Genomic DNA, 21,339 nt, shown 5'->3' on the forward strand with positions numbered 1-21,339 from the left:
GAAGCATCATACAGATTTCTATGCCCAAGATAATCAGAAATTAATCTTCGGGAAAAGGAATGAAAACAAAAGATGTAAACTCTCCATCCATTACAAATAAGCAACAGAATTCATCCGGGTTTTTATAGTTGGATTTAAAATCCTCAAATAATTCCTCTGCTATCAATTTTCGTTGAATAAACTCATCTACATAGGTGATGTAGTAATTCCAATCCAATCCCTTTTCTTGTTTACCAAGGAAGAGTTGTCCTATTGGCTGCTCTTCTTTGGAAATAGGGAAAATGGGATATTCAGAAAATTTCCTGCTTCTGACTTGGTAAGAGGCTTCTTTCAGAATTTCTGAAACTTTTACAAAGTCTTTGGTAATCGTGCCTAAATACTTACCGCTTAATTCCGGGTCATTGAAATCTGAAATCATGGTTTTAAGGTTAAGCGTACAACATTTTCAACATGATAGGTTTGTGGAAACATGTCCACGGGCTGTATTTTATCTACTGTGTATTTTTCTGCCAATAAAGCCACATCGCGAGCTTGAGTAGCAGGATTACAGGAAACATATACAATTTTAGGAGCCTCCAATTTCAACAGCATATGGACCACATCCTCATGCATGCCCGCACGTGGAGGGTCTGTAATGATGACATCAGGCTTGGCATGTCTTGCGATAAAATCATCCGTCAACATATCCTTCATATCTCCTGCATAAAACAAGGTGTTTTCCAAACCGTTCACTTGTGCATTTAACTTCGCATCTTCAATAGCCGCTTCTACATATTCAATTCCTATAACCTGTTTGGCTTTTTTCGCTACAAAGTTTGCAATAGTGCCTGTACCTGTGTACAAATCATAGACAACTTCATCTCCTTTTAAATCAGCAAATTCACGTGCTACTTTATATAGTTCGTATGCTTGGGCCGAGTTGGTTTGGTAGAAGGATTTTGGACCGATTCTAAATCGTAATCCTTCCATTTCTTCCTCTATATAACTTTTACCTGCAAAAGTCACTACCTCCAAATCATGGAAAGTTTCGTTTTTCTTGAGATTGACAATGTAAAGCAAGGAAGTGATCTCTGGAAATCGCTTATTCAAAAAGCTCATCACCAATTCGATCTCAGCAGGTTCATCCGCACCAAACTGTACAATGACCATACTTTCTCCTGTCGAACTTGTTCGGATAATCAAATTTCTTAGTAAGCCTACCTGATTTCGGATATCATAGAAGGAAAGGTTATTTTCCAAAGCGAATACCCTCAATTCATTGCGGACATCGTTGGAAATATCCCCTTGAAGGTAGCAATGCTCAATATCGATGATTTTATCAAACATTTTGGGAATATGAAAGCCCACCGCATTTCGTTCAAAGCTCTCCCCTGAATTGATTTCTTCCCGTGTCAACCAACGATTATTGGAAAAGGTGAAGTCAAGTTTGTTGCGGTAATATTGAGTATGTTGGGAGCCCAAAATCGGTAATACTTCGGGGATCTCAACTTTTGCAATTCGTGTAAACTGATCAAGAACTTGCTGACGCTTGTAGGTTTGTTGCAAATCGTAATGGATATGTTGCCACTTGCAACCACCACAAGTACCAAAATGACTGCAAAACGGTTCTACACGGTCTTTGGAATACTCGTGAAAATGAATGGCTTCTCCTTCTAAAAATGAACTTTTACCTCGGGTGACGCGCACATCTACCACATCCCCGGGAGCCACATTTTGTACAAAGACCACTTTGCCCTCATGATGTGCCACACATTTGCCCTCTGCGGCTATCCGCTCAATCAATAGATTGTTGACAACCTTATTTTTCATTTTTCTTGACATGGCCGCAAAATTAATGAAAAAAACGAGGCTAACCTTGTACTGCGGTGGTTGTGTAGATTTTTCTATCTTTGAAGCTAAAATGAATGCTATGCAGTGGAATAGGAAAGTAGTTTTGATAACCGGTGCCACCTCAGGGATAGGAGAGGCCTGTGCCTTTAGATTTGGTCAAGAAGGTGCGAAAATTGTGATAACAGGACGCTCTCTAGAACGACTGAATGCTAGTGTGGAAAAATTGAAAGCTAAAAATATAGATGTACTGGGAGTACTTGCAGATGCTGGTAGTAGAGCTGATAATGAGCGAATGGTGCAGGAAGCCTTGCAGGTCTTTGGTAGAATTGATGTGTTGATTGCCAATGCTGGTATTTCCATGCGGGCCTTATTTGAAGAGATGGACTTGGGAGTTTTTGAGAAAGTCATGGATACGAATTTTTGGGGGACGGTGTACGCCACCAAATACTGCCTACCAGAAATACAAAAAAATAAGGGGAGCATTATTGGGATTTCTTCGATCAACGGATACCGAGGTACTCCTGCCCGAACGGCCTATACTGCTAGTAAGTATGCCATGAATGGTTTTTTTGAATCTCTGCGTACTGAGGTCATGAAAAAGGGCGTTCATGTATTAGTGGCTTGTCCTGGCTTTACAGCTTCCAATATCCGCAACAATGCCTTGACAGCAGATGGTTCTATCCAAGGAGAGTCACCACGAGATGAAGGCAGCATGATGACTTCTGAGGAAGTTGCTGATGCGATATTTAAGGCAACAGTCCGTAAAAAAAGAGACTTGGTTTTGACGGGAGAAGGAAAATTAGCTGTATTTTTAAACAAATGGATTCCAGGAATCATGGATGGAATTGTGTATAATAAAATGGCCAAGGAGAAAGATTCTCCCTTTAAATAGCAGGTATGCTACAAGAGATTTTTCAAGTATATGCGGATCGTTTATTGGACCTTTCCAGTAGGAATCGATTGATTTATCAATCTCATTTACTGGAAAATCAACAAGTAGATGTGCATGCATTGGATTTTTTAAACGGAGAACCATCCTTTGCGATCTTGTCTGAATTGCTAGGAAAGCGAAAGAAAATAGCGCTTGTCAAACAGTTGGATGCTCGAAATCATGCTGGTAATCATCAGTCCTTGAAATTAAAGCGCCTAGCTCAGGCAGCTGCTTTTACCGAAAAAGAAAGTGGGGAAAAAAGCTTATACCTTGCTTGGCCCTATGTAGAGGGGAAATTGCTGAACGGTCAGTTGGTCAGGGCTCCTTTACTTTTACTTCCAGTTGAGTTAAACTCTGAAAACAAGCAATGGGTCTTGGAGCGAACTGGAGATGCTGAACCAATGCTTAATACGGCCTTCTTTTTAGCTTATCAGCAAGCATCAGGATTAGTGCTGAATTTAGATTGGATCAAACAGCTTGAACTCCCGGAATCCTTCACAGATCTCCAAGACTTTATCAATCAACTGTATGCAACGCTAAAGGATAGGATAGAAATTCAGTTTACAAGCAGCATTTACGAGCGAAATATTCAATCCTTTCCCACTTTGGGTAAAACCTTGGATCAGGAACGCCTACAATTAGGGAAGCTTGCAATCAAGCCTTATGCAGTGTTGTCACAGTTTCAAACCAAGATCAGTGCCATGCTTGCAGATTATCAGGTGTTGATGCAGGATCAGCAAGAGGGTACACCGGATGAATTTTTTTCCAATCGCTTTTTTCCATTAAAGCAGGCAACAGTCCCCCGGGAAGAAAACCTGTATACCATATTCCCTTTGGATGGATCCCAAGAAAAGGTGATTCAGGCAGTGAGACAGGGGAGGAGTTGTGTGGTGGAGGGTCCTCCCGGCTCTGGTAAATCACAGCTGATCAGTAACCTCGCCATAGATTTTATGGCAAGAGGAAAACGGGTTTTGATAGTCTCCCAAAAACGTACAGCTTTGGATGTCGTAGCACAGCGCTTGGCGGCGAAAGGCTTTGGAGAATTTCTGGCCTTGGTTCATGATTATCGAACAGATAGAAAACAACTCTATCAACAACTTTCTCAACAGATTGAAAAACTCGATGAGTATAAGAAGGAAAACAGTAGCTTGGATGCCATCCAACTTGAACGAACCTATGCGCAGTTATGCAGAAAAATCGATGTGTTGAATGAGTTTTTTGAGTCCTATAAAAAGGCGCTTTTCAATACCGAAGAGTGTGTGCTTCCTATCAAAGAACTCTATCTTTCATCTTCCTTGAAGCGTCCCTATATTCCATTGACAAATTACTTCCGAAAGATAGAATATACCCGATTAGATGGATTTCTACGGGACTTTAAGCAGTATTGGTACTTTGCCCAAAAGTTTGCAAAAGCGGATTCTTTTTGGCTGCATCGGGTGGATTTTTCCAGTTTTTCTGCATTGGTTCAGCAGCGTATGCAAGATGCGTTGAAAGAAATGCGTCAGACCAAACTCGATTTTCAAGATTTATTTAGCTATTCACCCGATTTTCAGATTACCCATTTATTTGGATTGGTCCACCAAAAAGAGTCCATGCAACTAGTGAATAAGTATTTGAATCATGAAGGAATAGATCCATTTTTGGATGCCTTCAAAAATGTCAATTCTAAGGAAATTGATTTTCCATGGTTGGAACAAAAATTCGAGATAGTCAAAGGTTTGTTCAGTGATGAGGGCATAGAATGGGCAGTTACAGAAGAAGAATTACCGGACTTGATGCTGTTGGCAATAGACTTTGCAGATACCACCCAAGCTTGGTGGACCTCTCATAAATTGCCTTGGAATCAAAAGAAGTACAAAAAGATTGTAGAGCTGATGGAAGTGAATAAGCTTCCTGTGAATGCACAAGGAGTGGCAACACTGATTAAAAGACTAGAAAACCGTCTTAATCTGAATCATCAATTCACTTTATTATCCTCGAAAGCTTGGTTATTGCTTCCTGACAAGCCTTTTGATTTTGCTGAATTCAACCACTTTGCAACTATGACTGTCCAAGCCTTGAAAGGGAAGATACAATTGGAGCAAATGGGTGAATTAGGTGTCTTCATGCTATCACTGACTAGTAAAGAAAAGACCTTGCCTTTGGTTATTCAATCCCTTATGCAGGAACTGGATTCCATGGAGCTTAAACTCCAATCTTGGAGTCATTACTTTAGCGGTGTTCAAATCAATCATTTAATGGATTATCCCATAGGTGAAGGGTTGCTTCAATTGTCGGAGGAACTCCCCTTGATTTTTGATGAACTGATTACTTTTGATAAGTTGCTGCATACCTTGGATTCCGATGAGGTCCATTTGATGGAATTGATGCTGGAGAATTATAGAGAACAATCATTGGAGGACTTACAGGAAGCCTTTTTGAATGGATGGAAATTAGCTTGGATCGAGCATATTGAGCAAAAATATCCTGTGTTGCAAGCATCGGCTACTCCTCAAATGCATCATAAACAACAGGAATTATTAGAGGCTGTTGTGGAGAAATGGGCCTTAGCTTCTGCGATCGCTCAGGTGAGGCTAAAAGAGCAAGTCTATCAAGGACTTGAATTTAATCGATTGGGCAACCTATTGACCTATAGGGATTTGAAACATCAGGTCAGCAAGCAAAAGAGAATTTGGCCTATCAAGCAAGTAATAGATAGTTTTGAGTCTGAGATTTTTCGTTTGACGCCTTGTTGGTTGGCCTCTCCGGAGACAGTTTCTGCGATTTTCCCATGTCAGGATTATTTTGATTTGGTGATTTTTGATGAAGCCTCCCAGTGTTTTGCAGAAAAAGGCATTCCAGCCATGCTTCGAGGTAAACAAGTAGTGGTAGCTGGAGATAGTCAACAGCTAAGACCAACCGATTTGTACCAAGCGCGCTTGATCGTAGAAGAGGAGGAAATAGCCATAGAAGTGGAATCCTTATTGGATTTGGTAAGTTTGTACTTTGAAAAATACTGGCTTCAAGGACACTATCGAAGTGAGCATTTACCCTTGATACATTTTTCCAATCAGCATTTTTATGATAATAAGCTGGAAATGCTTCCAACTCTTAGATCCATTAATCATCCATCACAAGTTATCTTTCATCATCTTGTAGAAGGTATTTGGGAAAAACAGACCAATCAAGTAGAGGCGGAGAAAGTCGTGAGTTTACTCCAAGAGATTCAAGCAAAAAAAGGGGAGACAGGAAGTATTGGGATCATCGTGTTTAATAGTTACCAATTAGAATTGCTTGAAGATTTATTGGCTAAAGCAGAAGGGCTCTCCTTAGCTCAAGTGGTTGTCAAAACTATTGAACATGTGCAAGGGGATGAGTATGATCGGGTGATTTTAGCCTTGGGCTATGCTCGAAACCCACAAGGAAAATTGATTGCCAATTTTGGTCTGCTTTCCAAACAAGGAGGGAGGCAACGCCTGAATGTAGCCATCAGCCGTGCCCGCAAGCAACTACACTTCATCAGCAGTATCAGCAGCAAAGATTTTTCCAAAAAGCAATTGGAAAACGAGGGTATTGCTTTACTTCACAAGTATCTAGGCTACATAGAGTCTCAACAAAAGGGAGAAGCATTGAGCAGAGAGCAACCCAAGGTAAGAGGGTATTCTGCTAATTGGCAGCTGCGACATCGACTGTCGAAGCAAGATTCCTACCAATCATTTGATGACTTTTCTTGGATCGATTTGGTAGAAAAAGATGACGGAATAATTACAGGTGCTATTTTAACCGATGATGAGCGTTTGTTTGGGGCTAGTTCCGGGAAAGAACCTATGGTGTATCATCCCTTAGCCTTACAGAGCAAAGGGTGGCCTTATGTTTTTAAGTTTTCTCGTAATTACTGGTTGAATAATCAGGGAGCTTGATTAATCCATGACTGCCTCAAAAAATAAAAACCTGTCAAAACTTTTCAGAGGCAGATTCAATGCTCTCTAAAAAATTCTGACAGGTAACAAGTTGCAATCATTACTGATTAGTCAGCCGTATGCTTAACCACTTTTAGTCCAATGGCCTCAATACCATTCAGAGTTTCAGTCCTCATGTATTGAATAAACTGTACAGAGGAAACACTTGAATCCACAGAGATGGGTAGGGTGTCATATTTGGTAAACGTTCCTCCGAATCCTTTGCCTAAAGGGCTTCCGGAGGTGCGCTCAAAAAGAGGAATATTCACTAAGGTGTTTTCAAGAATGTGATTGCTACTGTCTCTAAGTACATAGCGCACATAAAGATTTCTAAACTCGTATGCATCCGTGTGTTTCACAGCAATCAACATCTTTCCTTTTTGGGCCGCTGGATTCAGATCAAAACGCACGGTATCTTCAATATTCCATTTTAGCCCTGACATTCCCTGATAATCCTCATATAGCCTATCTGTTCCACAAGCACTCAATACTAGGATACTTAGGATAATACCCATGAGATTATAGGCTAATTTATTCACCCCCATTTTGATCCCCTCGTTTTCTTGGTGGAAAGCGCCTTTTGCCAGGTGTTTTTGGGTTCTGTCCATCAGCAGGTTTTGCTTTTGGTTGAGGGTTGGCTGCTGCTTGATTGGGTTGATTTCCTGGCTTCTGCTCATCTTTATTACCTCTATTACGGAAGTTTCTTCTTGGCTTGCCTTGACGTTGTTCCCCCGAATCTGCATTTTCCCGTCTTGGCTGATTATTCCCGCCAGTTCTGATCGGTTTTTTATCCTCACCTTTTGCTTCCCTCACAGGAGCGGTTGCTGCGCCAGCTTGCTGTTCTCGTACTTCCCCACCTTTTCTCTTTTTCTTCTTCTTCTTTTTGGTGGCGGTGCTGAATTTTTTATCCAAACGCTCCAATTCCATAGTGGACTTTTGGATTTGCTCTTCCAATTCCTTGGCATGATTGGATTGCAGGTTGAAAGGACTTTCCCCGCGGGCGTTCATCTCCTGAATTTCCTTTACCCGCTCACAGGTAATGGAATGCCAGTTATTTTCATCATTATAGCTAAACCACATCAGCTTACGGAAGATATCCGTTTTTTGGAGTTTAGCAATTCCAGCCTCAGTTTTCAGTGGTTTCTCTACCGAAGGGATATCTTCTAATGCAGACATATAGGTGTCCAACTCATAGTTAAGACAGCACTTCAATCTTCCACATTGACCTGATAATTTAGTGGGGTTGAGGGAAAGATTCTGATAACGTGCCGCAGCTGTACTCACACTTTTGAAATCGTGAATCCAGGTGGAGCAACACAACTCTCTGCCACAAATACCAATACCACCCAATCTGCCTGCTTCCTGACGCAAACTGATTTGGCGCATTTCTACACGGACTTTAAACTCGGAAGCCAATAATTTGATTAATTCACGGAAATCCACCCGGTCATCAGCTGAATAGTAAAAAGTCGCTTTGGTATTATCTGCCTGAAACTCCACGTCTGAAAGCTTCATTTTCAGCCCCAATTCATCAATGATTTGTTTGGATCGATAAAGGGTAGGGATCTCTCTGTTTTTTGTTTCTTCCCATTTATCCAAATCCTTCTGTGTGGCCAATCGGTAGATTTTGGTGATGTTGTCATCATCCCTGATTTTGCGTTTTTGCATTTGCAGACGCACCAGTTCCCCTTGCAAGGAAACCCAGCCAATATGATAGCCGCTAGTGACATCTACGACCACGGCATCGCCTGTCGTCAAATGCAGCAAATTGACATTCCGGTAGTACTCTTTTCTACCTCCTTTGAACTTTACTTCAACAATGTCAAATTTATCTACAGTTGGGATTCCCATATGGGAAAGCCAATCGAAAGAATTCATTTTATTACAATCGCTCGTACCGCAAGTACCGTTATTTTGGCAACCTCCTGCGCTGGTGGTTCCGGTCGAGCAGCTACTACATCCTGCCATACTCGTGTTATACTTAGGGAGGGTTTCCTCCTCGTTGGGTTGTTAATGATATATTTTCAAATCTTGACCAATGTCTCTTCTATGATATTGGTCTTTCCAGTTGATATGACTGACTGCCTCGTAGGCATGAGTTAATGCCTGATCCATGCTGTCGCCCAGGCCTGTCACAGCGATGACTCTTCCCCCGTTGGTAAGTACCTCACCATTGGCGCCTTGGGTCGTGCCTGCATGGAAGGCAATGGCCTTTGATGGGTCCACTATATTCGTCAACCCTGTAATCTCATGTCCCTTTTCATAAGAGCCTGGATATCCTCCAGCCACCATGACGACTGTAGTCGCCGTATGTGGATGAATCTCCAATTGGTATTCATCCAAATGCAGGGTACCCATAGAGAATAGTAAATCTACAAAATCGCTTTTAATTCGTGGTAATACTGCCTCAGTTTCCGGATCTCCCATGCGGACATTGTACTCAATGACATAAGGATCGCCATTCATATTCATCAATCCAATGAATAGAAATCCTGTGTAAGGAATGTTTTCCATTTCCAAGCCTTTAATGGTAGGGATCACCACACGTTCCTCTACTTTTTTTAGAAAACGCGCATCAGCAAATGGCACAGGACTGACGGCACCCATTCCTCCAGTGTTTAGGCCACTGTCTTGCTCCCCAATACGCTTATAATCTTTCGCTTCGGGAAGAATTCTGTAATTTGTGGCATCCGTGGCTACAAAAACAGAAAGCTCTATCCCTTGAAGGAACTGTTCAATAACTACCTTAGAAGATGCATCTCCAAATTTGGCATCCACCAACATCTCTTTCAGTGAGGCAGTAGCCTCCTCATAAGTTTGGCAGATCAGCACTCCTTTACCTGCGGCAAGCCCATCTGCTTTCAATACAATCGGCAAAGTTTGGGATTGTATATAGGCAATTCCTTCTTCTAAACTGTCTTTGGTAAAGGTTTTTGAAGCGGCTGTAGGGATTCCATGACGCTGCATAAATTGCTTGGAAAAATCCTTAGAACCTTCCAGTTGAGCACCTTTTTGACTTGGTCCTACTACGGGAATGTGAGCAACAGCTGGGTTATTTTTGAAATAATCTACAATGCCCCTGACTAATGGCTCTTCAGGTCCTACTACAACCATATCTACACTCTGTTCCGAGCAAAATTGGGCTATTTTCTCAAAGTCGGTAACTGCAATGGCTATATTTTCTGCAATTGCAGCAGTTCCTGCATTTCCAGGAGCTACGTAAAGCTTCCCACATTTTGGACTGCTTGCAATTTTCCAAGCGAAGGCATGTTCTCTTCCTCCGCTACCTAAAAGCAATATATTCATGAATAAACTTCGGTTTAGTTGGCGTGGTCTGAGATAAACTTGATTCTGTAGACCCTGATTTCTTCTTCATCAATGTCCTCTTCTTCAAGTTCCTCTAAAGCCAGCCGTATATTGTCAGATTCGGCATTCATGAAATAATCCTTGAGGATGTCCTCTTTATCTTCATCCATGATATGCTCAATGTAATAATTAATATTCAGCTTGGTACCACTGTAAATAATTTGCTCAATCTCCTGAAGTAACTCTGCCATAGATATGTTGAGGTTACTGGCGATTTCATCCAGATCAATCTTACGGTCAACCTGTTGGATAATAGAAATCTTTACTTTAGACCTGCTGCCGGAAGTTTTGACCACCACATCAGACGCTGTGATGATGTCATTTTCTTCCACATAATTTTCAATTAGTTTTAAGAATGACGCTCCAAATTTAGCGACTTTCCCCATTCCTACACCATTGATTTGTGCAAGTTCTTCTTTGCTGGTAGGATAGACTGTGGCCATTTCTTCTAAAGAAGGATCTTGGAAGATCACATAGGGGGGAAGTCCTTTGGCTTTAGCAACTTTCTTTCGCTCCGCTTTGAGAAGTTCAAATAGGTTCTCGTCGTACGATTTCCCAGTAGTAGGTACATCATCTGGCGTTTCATTATTGATTTCTTCTTCGTAGTTATGGTCTTTACTCAAGGTGACAGCATAAGGATCCTCCAAAAACTTCAATCCTTTATTAGTGACTTTGATCAACCCATAGTTTTCTATGTCCTTTTCCAAGAAGTTGAAATACATGGCCTGACGGACGATTGACCTCCAAAGACGTTCATCATCTTCTTTGCCTTTACCAAATACAGCCAATTGATCGTGACCATAGCTGACCATGTAGTCGTTATGTTCTCCTCTGATGATATCAACGATGTGTTTGAGGTTGAATCGACCATTGATGTCTCTGACAGTTTCGATAGCAGTCAACAAATGATCCATGCCTTCAAACTTTTCTTTGCTTTTCTTACAGTTATCGCAGAAGCCACAATCCTCTTCCATGATTTCTCCGAAGTAGTGGAGGAGTACTCTTCTTCTGCACACCGAACTTTCAGCATAAGCTGCCATTTCATCTAGTAAAATTTTGGCATTTTCACGTTCGGTAACAGGTTTATCTTTGTTGAATTTTTCCAACTTGATAATGTCATCATACCTGTAAAACATCAGGCAGTGGCCTTCCAGACCATCTCTACCGGCCCGCCCTGTTTCTTGGTAATAGCCTTCCAATGATTTGGGTACATCATAGTGAATCACATACCGAACATCCGGCTTATCGATGCCCATTCCAAAGGCAATAGTTGCTACAATCACATCCAATTCCTCGTTGAGAAAGTCATCCTGATTTTTGATTCGCACGGCTTGATCTAATCCCGCATGATAAGGCGCTGCATTGATACCATTGACCTTTAAAAGATCGGCAATCTCTTCTACTTTTTTCCTGCTGAGACAATAGATAATACCTGATTTGCCTTTGTGGGATTTGATGTATTTGATGATATGTTTTTTGGTATCATTCTTCATTTTGGGGCGAATCTCATAGTAGAGATTGGTCCTGTTAAAAGATGATTTAAACAAATCAGCTTCTTCCATATGAAGGTTTCGCTGAATATCTTGCTGCACCTTTGGTGTTGCGGTGGCTGTCAGCGCAATGATGGGGAGATTTGCCCCCACTTGTGCGATGATGGATTTAATTTTTCGATACTCAGGTCTAAAGTCATGCCCCCATTCAGAGATACAATGTGCCTCATCAATAGCTACAAAACTGATGTTCGCTTCTTTGAGAAATTCGATATTTTCCTCTTTTGTTAAGGATTCAGGAGCGACATAAAGTAATTTGGTTTTGCCGGACAAGACCTCTTTTTTAACTTTTGTAGTCTCTGATTTATTGAGAGTTGAATTTAAAAAATGCGCATTGATTCCAAAGGCAGTTAACTGATCCACCTGATTTTTCATCAGGGCAATAAGTGGGGAGATGACAATAGCTGTGCCTTCCTTGGATACTGCCGGAAGTTGGTAGCACAAAGACTTCCCGGCACCAGTTGGCATGATGACAAAAGTATTATTCTTATTGAGAATGTTTCTTACGATTCCTTCTTGATTTCCCCTAAACTGGCTGAAACCAAATATCTTTTTTAAGTTGTCTTTTACGATTTGATCCACAGTTGATTGAGAATTTTAGATTCAATTATACAGCAAGCGGGTATTTCCTAAGTGGAGTGATCAGGAAAATTGTTTTTAGGTTAGCCGTTGCGAATATGAAGTTAAGAAAAAAATCTAACATAGAGATGATAATTGGTAACAAAGAAAATTGATTATTTCTATACCTTTCGAAGGGTCTTGGTATTGACAGAAAAAATAGACTGGGATATCTTGACCATTGGTAAATTAAATCGTTAAAATTAAGAGATTTGTGTGGATTATTTGTAAATTTTACCCAAATCCAACCATATTAATCAAATGAAAGCACATGCTTGAAAAGCCTTACATAGTAATTTTGGCCGGAGGAATTGGTTCGCGATTTTGGCCCTACAGTAGAAAAAAGAGACCTAAACAGTTTTTGGATCTTTTCGGTACTGGAAGGACCTTGCTTCAAATGACCTTTGATCGCTTTTTGGCGATTTCCCAACCAGAGAATTTTTTTGTGGTTGCCAATCAACAGCATTACGAGTTGGTAAAAGAACAGCTGCCTGAAATTCCTGAGTCAAATATTCTAACAGAGCCTTTACGGAGAAATACAGCTACCTGTGTCGCCTACGCAAGCTATCGCATTGGTGTACATCATCCGAATGCCAAAATCATTGTAACCCCATCGGATCATTTGATTTTGCATCAGGATAAGTTTTTGGCAAAAATCCAAATGGCTCTTACTGCTTGCGAAATAGATCATCGCTTGCTCACCATCGGTATCCGACCCAATCGACCAGAAACTGGTTACGGCTATATTCAATATCATTTGGAGCCTACTTCTAAAGTGAAAAAAGTCAAAACCTTCACAGAGAAGCCGAATGCTAAGCTTGCACAGACTTTTTTTGAAAGTGGGGATTTTGTGTGGAATTCAGGGATTTTTATTTGGCAAGCCAAAAGTATCATCCACGCCTTTGAAAAATACATGCCAGATGTAGCGGAAGTATTTGAAGAAGGAAGGGAGTTCTATAAGCGAGAGGAGGAAATTGCTTTTACCAAAAAAGCCTATACGCTCGTGAAAAATATTTCCATAGACCATGGTATTCTTGAAAAATCTGATCAGGTGTACACCGTTTTGGGAGATTTTGGCTGGTCGGATTTAGGGTCCTGGATGAGCCTTTACGAGCATCATGAATTGGATAATGCCAATAACCTAGTGGAAGCCAATGCCTTGTTGTATGATACCAAAAACTCCTTTATCAAGATCAGCCCCGAAAAATTGGTAGTAGTCCAAGGCTTAGAAAATTATTTGGTAACAGAATCCGAAAATGTATTGTTGATATGTCAACTGGATCAGGAGAAAAAGTTCAGGGAGTTTATCAATGATGCCAAAAACAAAGGAGAAGACTATGTCTGAGTTGGAAAACCAAGAAATCACCATCACAGAAGCCCAACAGCTCGTGGATGAGTGGATACGAACAGTTGGAGTACGTTATTTCAATGAACTGACCAATACGGCTATTTTGATGGAGGAAGTAGGGGAGTTGGCGCGTATCATGGCACGAAAATATGGGGAGCAATCCTTCAAAGAGTCAGACAAAAACAAAGATTTGGCCGATGAAATGGCGGATGTATTATGGGTGTTGATCTGTTTGGCTAATCAGACCGGTGTGGACTTAACCGATGCTTTGAAGAAAAACTTTGAAAAAAAGAATATTCGGGATAAAGATAGGCACATCCAAAACAAAAAGTTGCAGTAGGTCGTAGTGTAAGCTGATTTGCCGCATTTTATAAAATTTCAAGAAGATGAGTAATAACAAAAGACTGAATTATGTAGTGATATTTTTGATGCTTGGATTCCTTTCATGTGAAACAAATAGGGAAGAACCTCCGCGTTTTTTTTATGGGAATTATAACCTTCAGGCCATCAGCATCAATCAGTCGGTTGATTTGAATAATAATGGGGTAAGCTCTAACAATTTTCTTGAGGGAATAGAAGGAGTTTCCCAGGTAATCAATACACGGATGACCTTAGTAGAGGAGGATATAGATGAATTGGTATTCTCACTTTTTACTTCCAATATCCTCACCACAAACAACAATATACCCATCATTCGATTTGGAGCAGAGAATGTACGCTTGTTGGTTGAGTTTGATGAGCTTTCGGATACCTTTCAAATAGTCAACGAATCCAGTCAACCCACAAACTCCAGCGGTGTCATCCTTGGAATCACGCTTATTGATCAACTGACAGTGGAGATTGAAGTGGAGAAGTCGGTGTATGATTACGCCATCAATGATTGGGTGGAGGTCTTAGCTACCTATCGCTTTGTCAGGGGAGGTTTTATGCCATGAAAAAGCAACATCTGCCCACCAAAATGTGTCCTGTCTGCAATCGTCCCTTCACTTGGCGCAAGAAATGGGAGAAGAATTGGGAACATGTAAAGTATTGTTCGAAAAGGTGCGCTGGGAGCAAATTAAAAACGTAAGTAGCCTGCCCCGTATCCAGGAAATGAGACTCCAGAATCTGAAAGCGTCAAACTAAGCCTGGATATCTTTCGCAGAATGCACGGAAACCGCAAAAAGGCCTGGATTAAAGATTTGCCTAAAAAAAGCCCCTCGGCAAGCCTGCTTGATGCAGGCAAGCCTGCTTGATGCAGGCAAGCTCGGGGATCGGATTATCGGGGTTAAAAGAAGGGGGTAGAAGGGGATGCGGCGACGCCGCATCCCCTTCTACCCCCAGTTCCCTACCAAGGCCCAGGTCACCGAGCGAAGCCGAGGTGCTATTCAAGGGGGAATTGGTTGTTAGTTCAAAATACTCCTTCACAAAATATTTTTCCTCACAAACTCAATTAGAACCACATCCGAAAGAAAACACCCCTTATCGGCTCGTAAAACGCTTTTCAGCCCGAAGATAATCACTGTGCGAGCCTCTGGATTCAGGTTGGGAACACATTTCCACCCCGGGTTAAAACCCGAGGCAATTGATGGGTCTCTCGCAGAATGCACGGAAACCGCAGAAAAAATTAGCGGAATTAGCCAAATTCGTGGTTGCTCTCGCAGAAAGCACGGAATCCGCAGAAAATGGTTTGAACACAGATTTCAAAAGTGATCTTCACTGATTTCCACAGATTTTTTTCCTGACGGAAAGTTCAGGTTCTCACTAAATCCCTCCTTCATCCCTCCTCCTTCCTCCTTCCTCCTTCGATCGAGTCTAGCGTCTCACGTCTAATTTTCCTGCAGATCGAGGGGATTGAGCGGATTTATCGCAAATAGGTTTTTTTAAGATTGAAAAAAAATACCCCTAGGGGATTGCAAATCCCTTTTTATCTGCTGACCGAGATTGCAAATCTCGGACAGCGGACTATTCAATTCCCCTCCAATGCCGGGGGTTAAAACCCACGGCTATTGATTTAGGTATCCCTTAAAAATTCAGCTCATTAACATCTTTAAATTCTAAACACTTTAGTGGCTTAAAAGCCGCAGGACCATTTCATTCTTTGCTTCGACTACGCTCAGCACAAGCATTACTAATTCTTCATTCTTAATTCCCACTGCTCACTGTTCACTTCCCACTGCTAACTGTCAACTCCACCACTACCCGTCAGTCCACTGTCATTCTTCATTCCTCATTCCTAATTCTAAATTGTTGCCCACTGTTCACTGCTCAAAATCACAATAAATCTCATCTGTTCCGATCGGTGCGCCATCCGGGATGGATAGCTCAGCTGGGATACTGAGTTTTTCGGGTAATTCTAGATAGCTGAAGATTTTGTCTGCTAGGTATTGGTCGACAATATTTCGTTGATTTCGGAAACCCAGCGTGCGGCTGCGGAATAAGGTATTATACACTCTTGTAGATTCTCGATCATTGTTTCTGACCATATCTTTCAGCTGTTTTCTGACATTTGCTCTGACTGTAACTGATGCATTAGGATGGTTGGCGAGCGCAATCAAATGATCGATTAATTTATGCTCGGTCATCACCTTGATTTCTCCCCTATAGTCCTCGGAGTAGGAGTTGTCAAAGACCTGTTCGATTGTTTTTTCCAATACAGTGACAAATGAAGGCAAAGAGTTATCCATCAGGGCTTGTTGTTGCAGACGATTGGCTCTGCCCACTTCAAACAAAAAGCTGAAAACCATATCCACAATATTTTCTGCCGGTGCCAAAGGATCAAAATTCAATCCATTTCTGGATGGGAAGGTTTCCCGGTTACGACTATATCCCATCGGCCTTGGTGGAATCCTATCCAAAATGTGCGTAGGCACCATCAAGTTTTCGGGGCTGATGGTTAGCAACAAACTGGAAAGGGCCCTGTCCTGCATGGTAGCATCCAAGCGAGACTGAATACGCTGATTATCACCCTTGATTTTGTAGGTATAATCCAAGCCTCCCAAAAGTTTGGAGACTGCTTCCACCTGATAACGGTGCATCAAGAATAAGGGCACGAGTGCTTCTTCCATGAGCGCTTCGGGTTGACCGTCTTGGATGGCATTTAATCCAAATGTTTTTAAGCGATCGTTGCGGATACGAAGTAGACGAACCAATTCATTACTCGCGGACTCTCCATTATCCCATAAGTGAGCCGTAGGGTGGGAACCACTTGGATGACGGGAATCGGTGTCAGAGATGAAGGTATGTCCAGCAGCATAAGTATCTTCCAATAACTTTTTCAAATGTGCTGCTTCAGTATGTCCTGTTGGAATAGTTTCATAGCCGTAGCGAATAGCCCATTTGTCCCAATCACCGATTTTATCATCATAGGCATTGGATAAATCAATGCTCCCATCTTCCTTTTGCTGAATCAAAGGATAAGGATAATCCATAACGGAAGCGCGATTGGTAGGAGAGGAGGCGTAGGCATGGGCTAAACCAATGGTATGACCAATTTCATGAGCAGATAACTGTCTCAGTCTTGCCAAAGCCATTTCCAGCATAGCAGGATTAGCTGGTTGACCATTCTCAAAAGGCTGCAATAAGCCCTGAGCGATCAGGTAATCCTGACGTACACGTAGGGAACCTAAGGTAACATGCCCTTTGATGATCTCTCCTGTACGAGGGTCCCTTACCGATGAACCATATGACCATCCCCTGGTAGAGCGGTGCACCCATTGAATTACATTGTAGCGAACATCCATAGGGTCCATGCCTTCGGGAGCAAGTTCCACTCGGTAAGCATCTTTAAACCCGGCAGCTTCAAAGGCCTCCGCCCACCAGTTACCACCTTCTAAAAGTGCTGAGCGAACAGGTTCCGGCGTTCCTCTATCCAGGTAGTAAACAATTGGTTTGACAACCTCTGAAACAGCTGCGGTTGGGTCTTTCTTTTCAAGTCGATGACGGGAAATGAACTTCTTGGTCATCATATCCCCGATAGGAGAAGTGAAATCCATGTAGCTGATATGGAAATAGCCCGATCGAGGGTCAAATACGCGTGGTTGATATCCATCATCCGGCAACTCAATAAAGGAATGCCGTTGTCTCACCGTCACCGCTTCTGGAGAAGGGGTAACGGATCGAATATAGCCCCCTGTAGGAGTGCCAGTCACCGTAATGATGGCTTCCACTTCCGTGTTTTTTGGAAAGTTTTTGGTCATGTCGGAATAAATAGCACTGCGACTGTTATCTAAGCGATAGGTTCCTTGCCTTGCACTACCCAGTTTCTCTGCCACTTGGTGGGCATCTTGCAGGTAAAAAGCAGTAGCATCTACTATAAATTTCCCGTTGCTCTCCTGCGCAATATCAAAACCCCAAAGAACCGATTCTGCAAAGGCATCTTTCACAGACTTCACTTCTGCGGGGTTATCACTATAAGCTCGGAAATCATAATTTTTATGAAATAGGAGGATTTTGTTGCCGGCTTTTCGGAACTCCACAATGCGGGTTCTTCCCAACTGCCCTCTATCCAAACCAATATCATTGGAGCCTACTCCGGCAGGCATGGAGTTAACATATAGGAATTCATCTTCCAATCGGTCGACTTCCAAGTAAATCTTACCTTTGGAATCGTCCAAATAGAAATTGTAAAAACCTTCTTTCTTTTCCAGTTTGCTGAGATCCAGCGTTTGCGCTTGAAGGGTGATAAAAGTGAAGCACAGAAAACTCAAGCAGATCAAAGAAATTGTTCGCATGGGGAATGGTGGTTGTTGATGAAGCCCTAAAATATCAAAACTTTTCTACAAGTCCTGACCAATAGTGGAATTTATCGAAGGAATTGGTAGCGGACTTGGAAGACAAGCTCTGTCTGTCGATTTCCTTGGATTTGCTGTAATCCAGAGCCTATGATCTCCCGATCTGTGAAAATAGTCCGCGCAAAGCGTGCCCAACAGGTAATCCGTTCTCCCAATTTGTATTGCCCGAGCAAGTAATAACGCAGTCCCTGTCCGTTCAAGGCGGGGATTGAAAACAGCCAAAGTACATTTCGCTCAAATAAAAATTGCCGGTTATCAAAATCATCTGTGTCGAATAAGGCAAATCTACTGCTGATTCGCCAACGTTGATAATCCACATTCAGGTCCTGGGAAATAGCAAAACCACGGGTAGTCTGCTGATTGAAATGAAAACTACTACCCATCACCCTACTTTTCATGCTAAAGTGTCGGTTGATGCCCATATCTAAATTGACCACATAATTGTAGCGGGTGCCTTGGTCCAACAGGTAAAAGTTGGATGTATTGTCCGCTGCTCGCAGATTCCGAGCTTTAGATTCCTCTCTCAGTTGTGCAAATAAGAGGATTTTGCGGGAGGGTTTGTATTGCACACGACCAAGCCATTCATGCCCCGAGGAAGGTGCATAGACCCGAAAACGCAACCAAGGGAATCGGAAGTAATCGTAGTAAAAGGACATGGACCATTGCTGATTGGCCTTGTAGTTTAACCCCATGTAAAGTCCCGTTTCATTGATGGGTCGGCTGCTTTCCGAGAAGGCATTCCCATAGAAGCTATGGAAGTTTTTGTCAAATTTCCTCCAAACCATGGAAAAGGCCAGTTGGGGATGTAGGGAACTCATCAGACCCAAGACGGTTCCAGTTCCCCCGCTTTTGGAAATGGCTGTCTCCCCAAAGAGGTAATGGTTTTGAAAGTTGTAGCCTAAATAAAGACTATGGATGTGGTTATCCTGTCCCCGAAATTCAAATTGGTTGTATCGCTGCCAATTCCGCTCGAAGGGTTGGGAGAAAGTAGTGAACAGGGAGTTGACGCCTGCCTGTAGCTTGCGGTCAGCACTTTGGAAATGAATGTTTCCCCCAAGATTGGATTCAGTGGCTTGTCTGCGATAACTGATTTCGGTTGGTGTGCGATGCAATCCAGAGGTTTGTAGGGAACTGATAAAGCTGCGTCCTTGCTCCAACGTATCTGCCGTAAAATTCAAGTTTCCATCTCTGGGAAGGTGGGATGCCAAAACGGTAAAGTCAACCAATCCTTTGCGATAAGTAGCGGCAACTCCCCGGAAAAAACCGAATTCCAATGCCGCAGTATATGGTCGAATTCCAATGGTGCTCCTTCGGACAGTGGTAATGGTTTCAGCTCCTTTTCCAGGCGAAAAGCCTGCCCCAAATACCAAGCCTTGCCCTACTTGTAACTGATAATCTCCCAAATGAATGGTTTTGAATTTCCCACGATTGTAAAGGGTCAAGTGATAGGAGAAAAAATTAAAGCCATAGCGTTGATTGCTGTGGTCCCAGATAAATTGCTCTCCTGCATCTTTGTCTATGGTAAAGCCCATGGAAAAGTCCTTAGCCTGCTGTATACGAAAGCGTCCATAAAGACTATTGGGGTCTCCTAAGTAGCGAGAAGTCAGACGGCCATTAGACAAGGTGTCCGGTGGAGTGAAGCCTCTGCGAGTTTCCAATACTCTGCTGACCCGGAAGATAAAGTAAGCATCCCTACTTTCCTTAACCCGCTGCCAAAAGGGGACTTGCTTTTGAACACTTTCACCCACCTGCACAAAAGGAAGCAAGCGCTCAATCAATAGCAAATCAAAACCTTCTACCGCTTGCAGTTCATAGAGGCTGATAAATTTCCCGAACTTCTCCCGATGGGACACCAAAGCTTTGACCTGATGAGGTAGCAGGATAAAGAGTGATTTCAGGTCTTCTTCATTGGCCTTGTTCAGATCAATAGGATTGAGAAGAAGTTGGAGTACATTTTCATAGAGGTCTTCATACTCCGCCTCCTCCCGCTGCTGGGCAAAAAGTTCTTCCACAAAATTCTCCAAATTGATTTCTCCCCTGCGGTAGGTTTGTGCCAGGGTACAGAAGCTTAGCAGCAAAAAAATCCATATCAAGGCAGTATGTCTCATTCATTGGACAGTTGAATGTTGAGGGAAAAATGATGGGTATTACCCAATCGGGGATGTTGGGTCATGGAGTAGTCAAAGGCTAGACGCTTCCCTGTGCAGCCTATGCCGAAGAAAAGCTGCTGAGGTTGATTGTTCATACCTGCTCTTCCCCAAAGTTTTTGGTAGAAGTTATACTCCAAGCCAACTTTCAGAATAGCCGGATAGAGGATATCTTTTTCTACCTCTACATTGGTCATCACTTTTTCTGAGGGGCGAAAAGAAATCCCTGATTTGACGACTGTGGGGACTCTATCCCAAGAAGCTCCCCCATAGTTGGAGCGGGTAAGGTTGAAAATATGGGCTGCGAAGAAGAGATGGGGCGTCAATTCCGCTATTCCTCCAAAATCAATCAGCCAAGACCCGCCTGTACCGAAGCCTTCCATAGCTGTTTGAAGGTAGCTGACTTTGAGCCCCAAGCTCGTGATGCCCATCTGATTGGTAATGGCTGCCCCGATGAGATGTTGGGTAAAAAGCTCCCCCCCAAAGCGGGAAGCAGCTAATCCATAACTAAATTTGTCACGGGATTGAATCATGCCAGCGGAGAGCGTAGTCAATTCATTCAGATCCAGTCGATGGTCATAGCCGAAAAATACCTGTGATTGTTGCAGCCCAGCTATACCAGCAGGATTATTGAAAATAGCCCAAGCATCGGATAGGCTGGCACTTGCATTTCCCATCCCTAGGCTGCGGGCACCTCGTGGCAGGACTTCAGTTCCCATTTGTGCATTGGCCAAGGGAATTTGCCCAAAGTAAATCAGTAAAGCTAGAAAACGGATTTTGTATGCCATCTTTTCGTGATCTAATTTGCATGAAATTAGTCTTTTGAAAAGATTTCAACG

General features: G+C 42.5%; 15 protein-coding genes. 6 read left to right on the forward strand and 9 right to left on the reverse strand.

Annotated features, from left to right (window positions below; genetic code table 11):
- Positions 1-40: 40 nt before the first annotated feature.
- Complete coding sequence (locus tag ACXIUD_RS07545; RefSeq protein WP_458052014.1) at positions 41-418, reverse strand: hypothetical protein; 378 nt, start codon at positions 416-418, stop codon at positions 41-43.
- The gene (rlmD, locus tag ACXIUD_RS07550) at positions 415-1,821 is read right to left on the reverse strand and encodes a 23S rRNA (uracil(1939)-C(5))-methyltransferase RlmD (protein WP_458052015.1); all 1,407 of its coding nucleotides are present in this window, start codon (positions 1,819-1,821) and stop codon (positions 415-417) included. Before rlmD ends, ACXIUD_RS07545 begins: the two co-directional genes overlap by 4 nt.
- An 88-nt stretch (positions 1,822-1,909) precedes the next feature.
- Between rlmD and ACXIUD_RS07555 the strand changes: the two genes are divergently transcribed.
- Together ACXIUD_RS07555 and ACXIUD_RS07560 are read left to right on the forward strand one after the other, a co-directional pair.
- Complete coding sequence (locus ACXIUD_RS07555; protein WP_458052050.1) at positions 1,910-2,722, forward strand: SDR family oxidoreductase; 813 nt, start codon at positions 1,910-1,912, stop codon at positions 2,720-2,722.
- A gap of 5 nt (positions 2,723-2,727) precedes the next feature.
- Positions 2,728-6,660, forward strand: a complete 3,933-nt coding sequence (locus ACXIUD_RS07560) for an AAA domain-containing protein (protein ID WP_458052016.1) — start codon at positions 2,728-2,730, stop codon at positions 6,658-6,660.
- 107 nt (positions 6,661-6,767) lie between these two features.
- On the opposite strand, the gene ACXIUD_RS07565 is transcribed toward ACXIUD_RS07560, so the two are convergent.
- The 4 genes from ACXIUD_RS07565 to recQ all read right to left on the reverse strand — a co-directional run bounded on the left by ACXIUD_RS07565 (position 6,768) and on the right by recQ (position 12,197).
- Positions 6,768-7,238: a gliding motility lipoprotein GldH gene (locus tag ACXIUD_RS07565; protein ID WP_458052017.1), complete on the reverse strand. Its 471-nt coding sequence runs from the start codon at positions 7,236-7,238 to the stop codon at positions 6,768-6,770.
- Entirely contained in the window at positions 7,231-8,577 is a 1,347-nt protein-coding gene (locus ACXIUD_RS07570) for a PSP1 domain-containing protein (protein WP_458052018.1), read from the reverse strand. The genes ACXIUD_RS07565 and ACXIUD_RS07570 overlap by 8 nt, the downstream gene beginning before the upstream one ends.
- A gap of 132 nt (positions 8,578-8,709) precedes the next feature.
- Positions 8,710-10,005 (reverse strand): phosphoribosylamine--glycine ligase, encoded by a 1,296-nt coding sequence (gene purD, locus ACXIUD_RS07575; RefSeq protein ID WP_458052019.1) that lies wholly within the window; start codon positions 10,003-10,005, stop codon positions 8,710-8,712.
- Between the two features lie 14 nt (positions 10,006-10,019).
- Positions 10,020-12,197: a DNA helicase RecQ gene (recQ, locus tag ACXIUD_RS07580; RefSeq protein WP_458052020.1), complete on the reverse strand. Its 2,178-nt coding sequence runs from the start codon at positions 12,195-12,197 to the stop codon at positions 10,020-10,022.
- A gap of 307 nt (positions 12,198-12,504) precedes the next feature.
- Between recQ and ACXIUD_RS07585 the strand changes: the two genes are divergently transcribed.
- From ACXIUD_RS07585 to ACXIUD_RS07600, 4 genes are read left to right on the forward strand one after another with little or no spacing between them, the layout of a single operon-like run.
- A complete protein-coding gene (locus tag ACXIUD_RS07585) occupies positions 12,505-13,578 on the forward strand; it encodes a mannose-1-phosphate guanylyltransferase (protein ID WP_458052021.1) in 1,074 nt (357 codons plus the stop codon).
- The gene (locus ACXIUD_RS07590; RefSeq protein ID WP_458052022.1) at positions 13,571-13,921 is read left to right on the forward strand and encodes a nucleotide pyrophosphohydrolase; all 351 of its coding nucleotides are present in this window, start codon (positions 13,571-13,573) and stop codon (positions 13,919-13,921) included. The genes ACXIUD_RS07585 and ACXIUD_RS07590 overlap by 8 nt, the downstream gene beginning before the upstream one ends.
- A gap of 46 nt (positions 13,922-13,967) precedes the next feature.
- On the forward strand, positions 13,968-14,516 hold the full coding sequence (locus ACXIUD_RS07595; protein WP_458052023.1) for a hypothetical protein: 549 nt from the start codon (positions 13,968-13,970) through the stop codon (positions 14,514-14,516).
- Positions 14,513-14,650, forward strand: a complete 138-nt coding sequence (locus ACXIUD_RS07600; RefSeq protein WP_458052024.1) for a DUF2256 domain-containing protein — start codon at positions 14,513-14,515, stop codon at positions 14,648-14,650. Before ACXIUD_RS07595 ends, ACXIUD_RS07600 begins: the two co-directional genes overlap by 4 nt.
- A gap of 1,171 nt (positions 14,651-15,821) precedes the next feature.
- Here ACXIUD_RS07600 and ACXIUD_RS07605 read toward each other — a convergent pair.
- From ACXIUD_RS07605 to ACXIUD_RS07615, 3 genes are all read right to left on the reverse strand, one after another.
- Complete coding sequence (locus tag ACXIUD_RS07605; protein ID WP_458052025.1) at positions 15,822-18,293, reverse strand: zinc-dependent metalloprotease; 2,472 nt, start codon at positions 18,291-18,293, stop codon at positions 15,822-15,824.
- Positions 18,294-18,364: 71 nt separating this feature from the next.
- Complete coding sequence (locus tag ACXIUD_RS07610) at positions 18,365-20,461, reverse strand: ComEA family DNA-binding protein (RefSeq protein ID WP_458052026.1); 2,097 nt, start codon at positions 20,459-20,461, stop codon at positions 18,365-18,367.
- Positions 20,458-21,288, reverse strand: a complete 831-nt coding sequence (locus ACXIUD_RS07615) for a hypothetical protein (protein ID WP_458052027.1) — start codon at positions 21,286-21,288, stop codon at positions 20,458-20,460. The genes ACXIUD_RS07610 and ACXIUD_RS07615 overlap by 4 nt, the downstream gene beginning before the upstream one ends.
- Between the last annotated feature and the right edge of the window lie 51 nt (positions 21,289-21,339).

The sequence above is a fragment of the Mongoliitalea sp. genome, assembly GCF_054166905.1.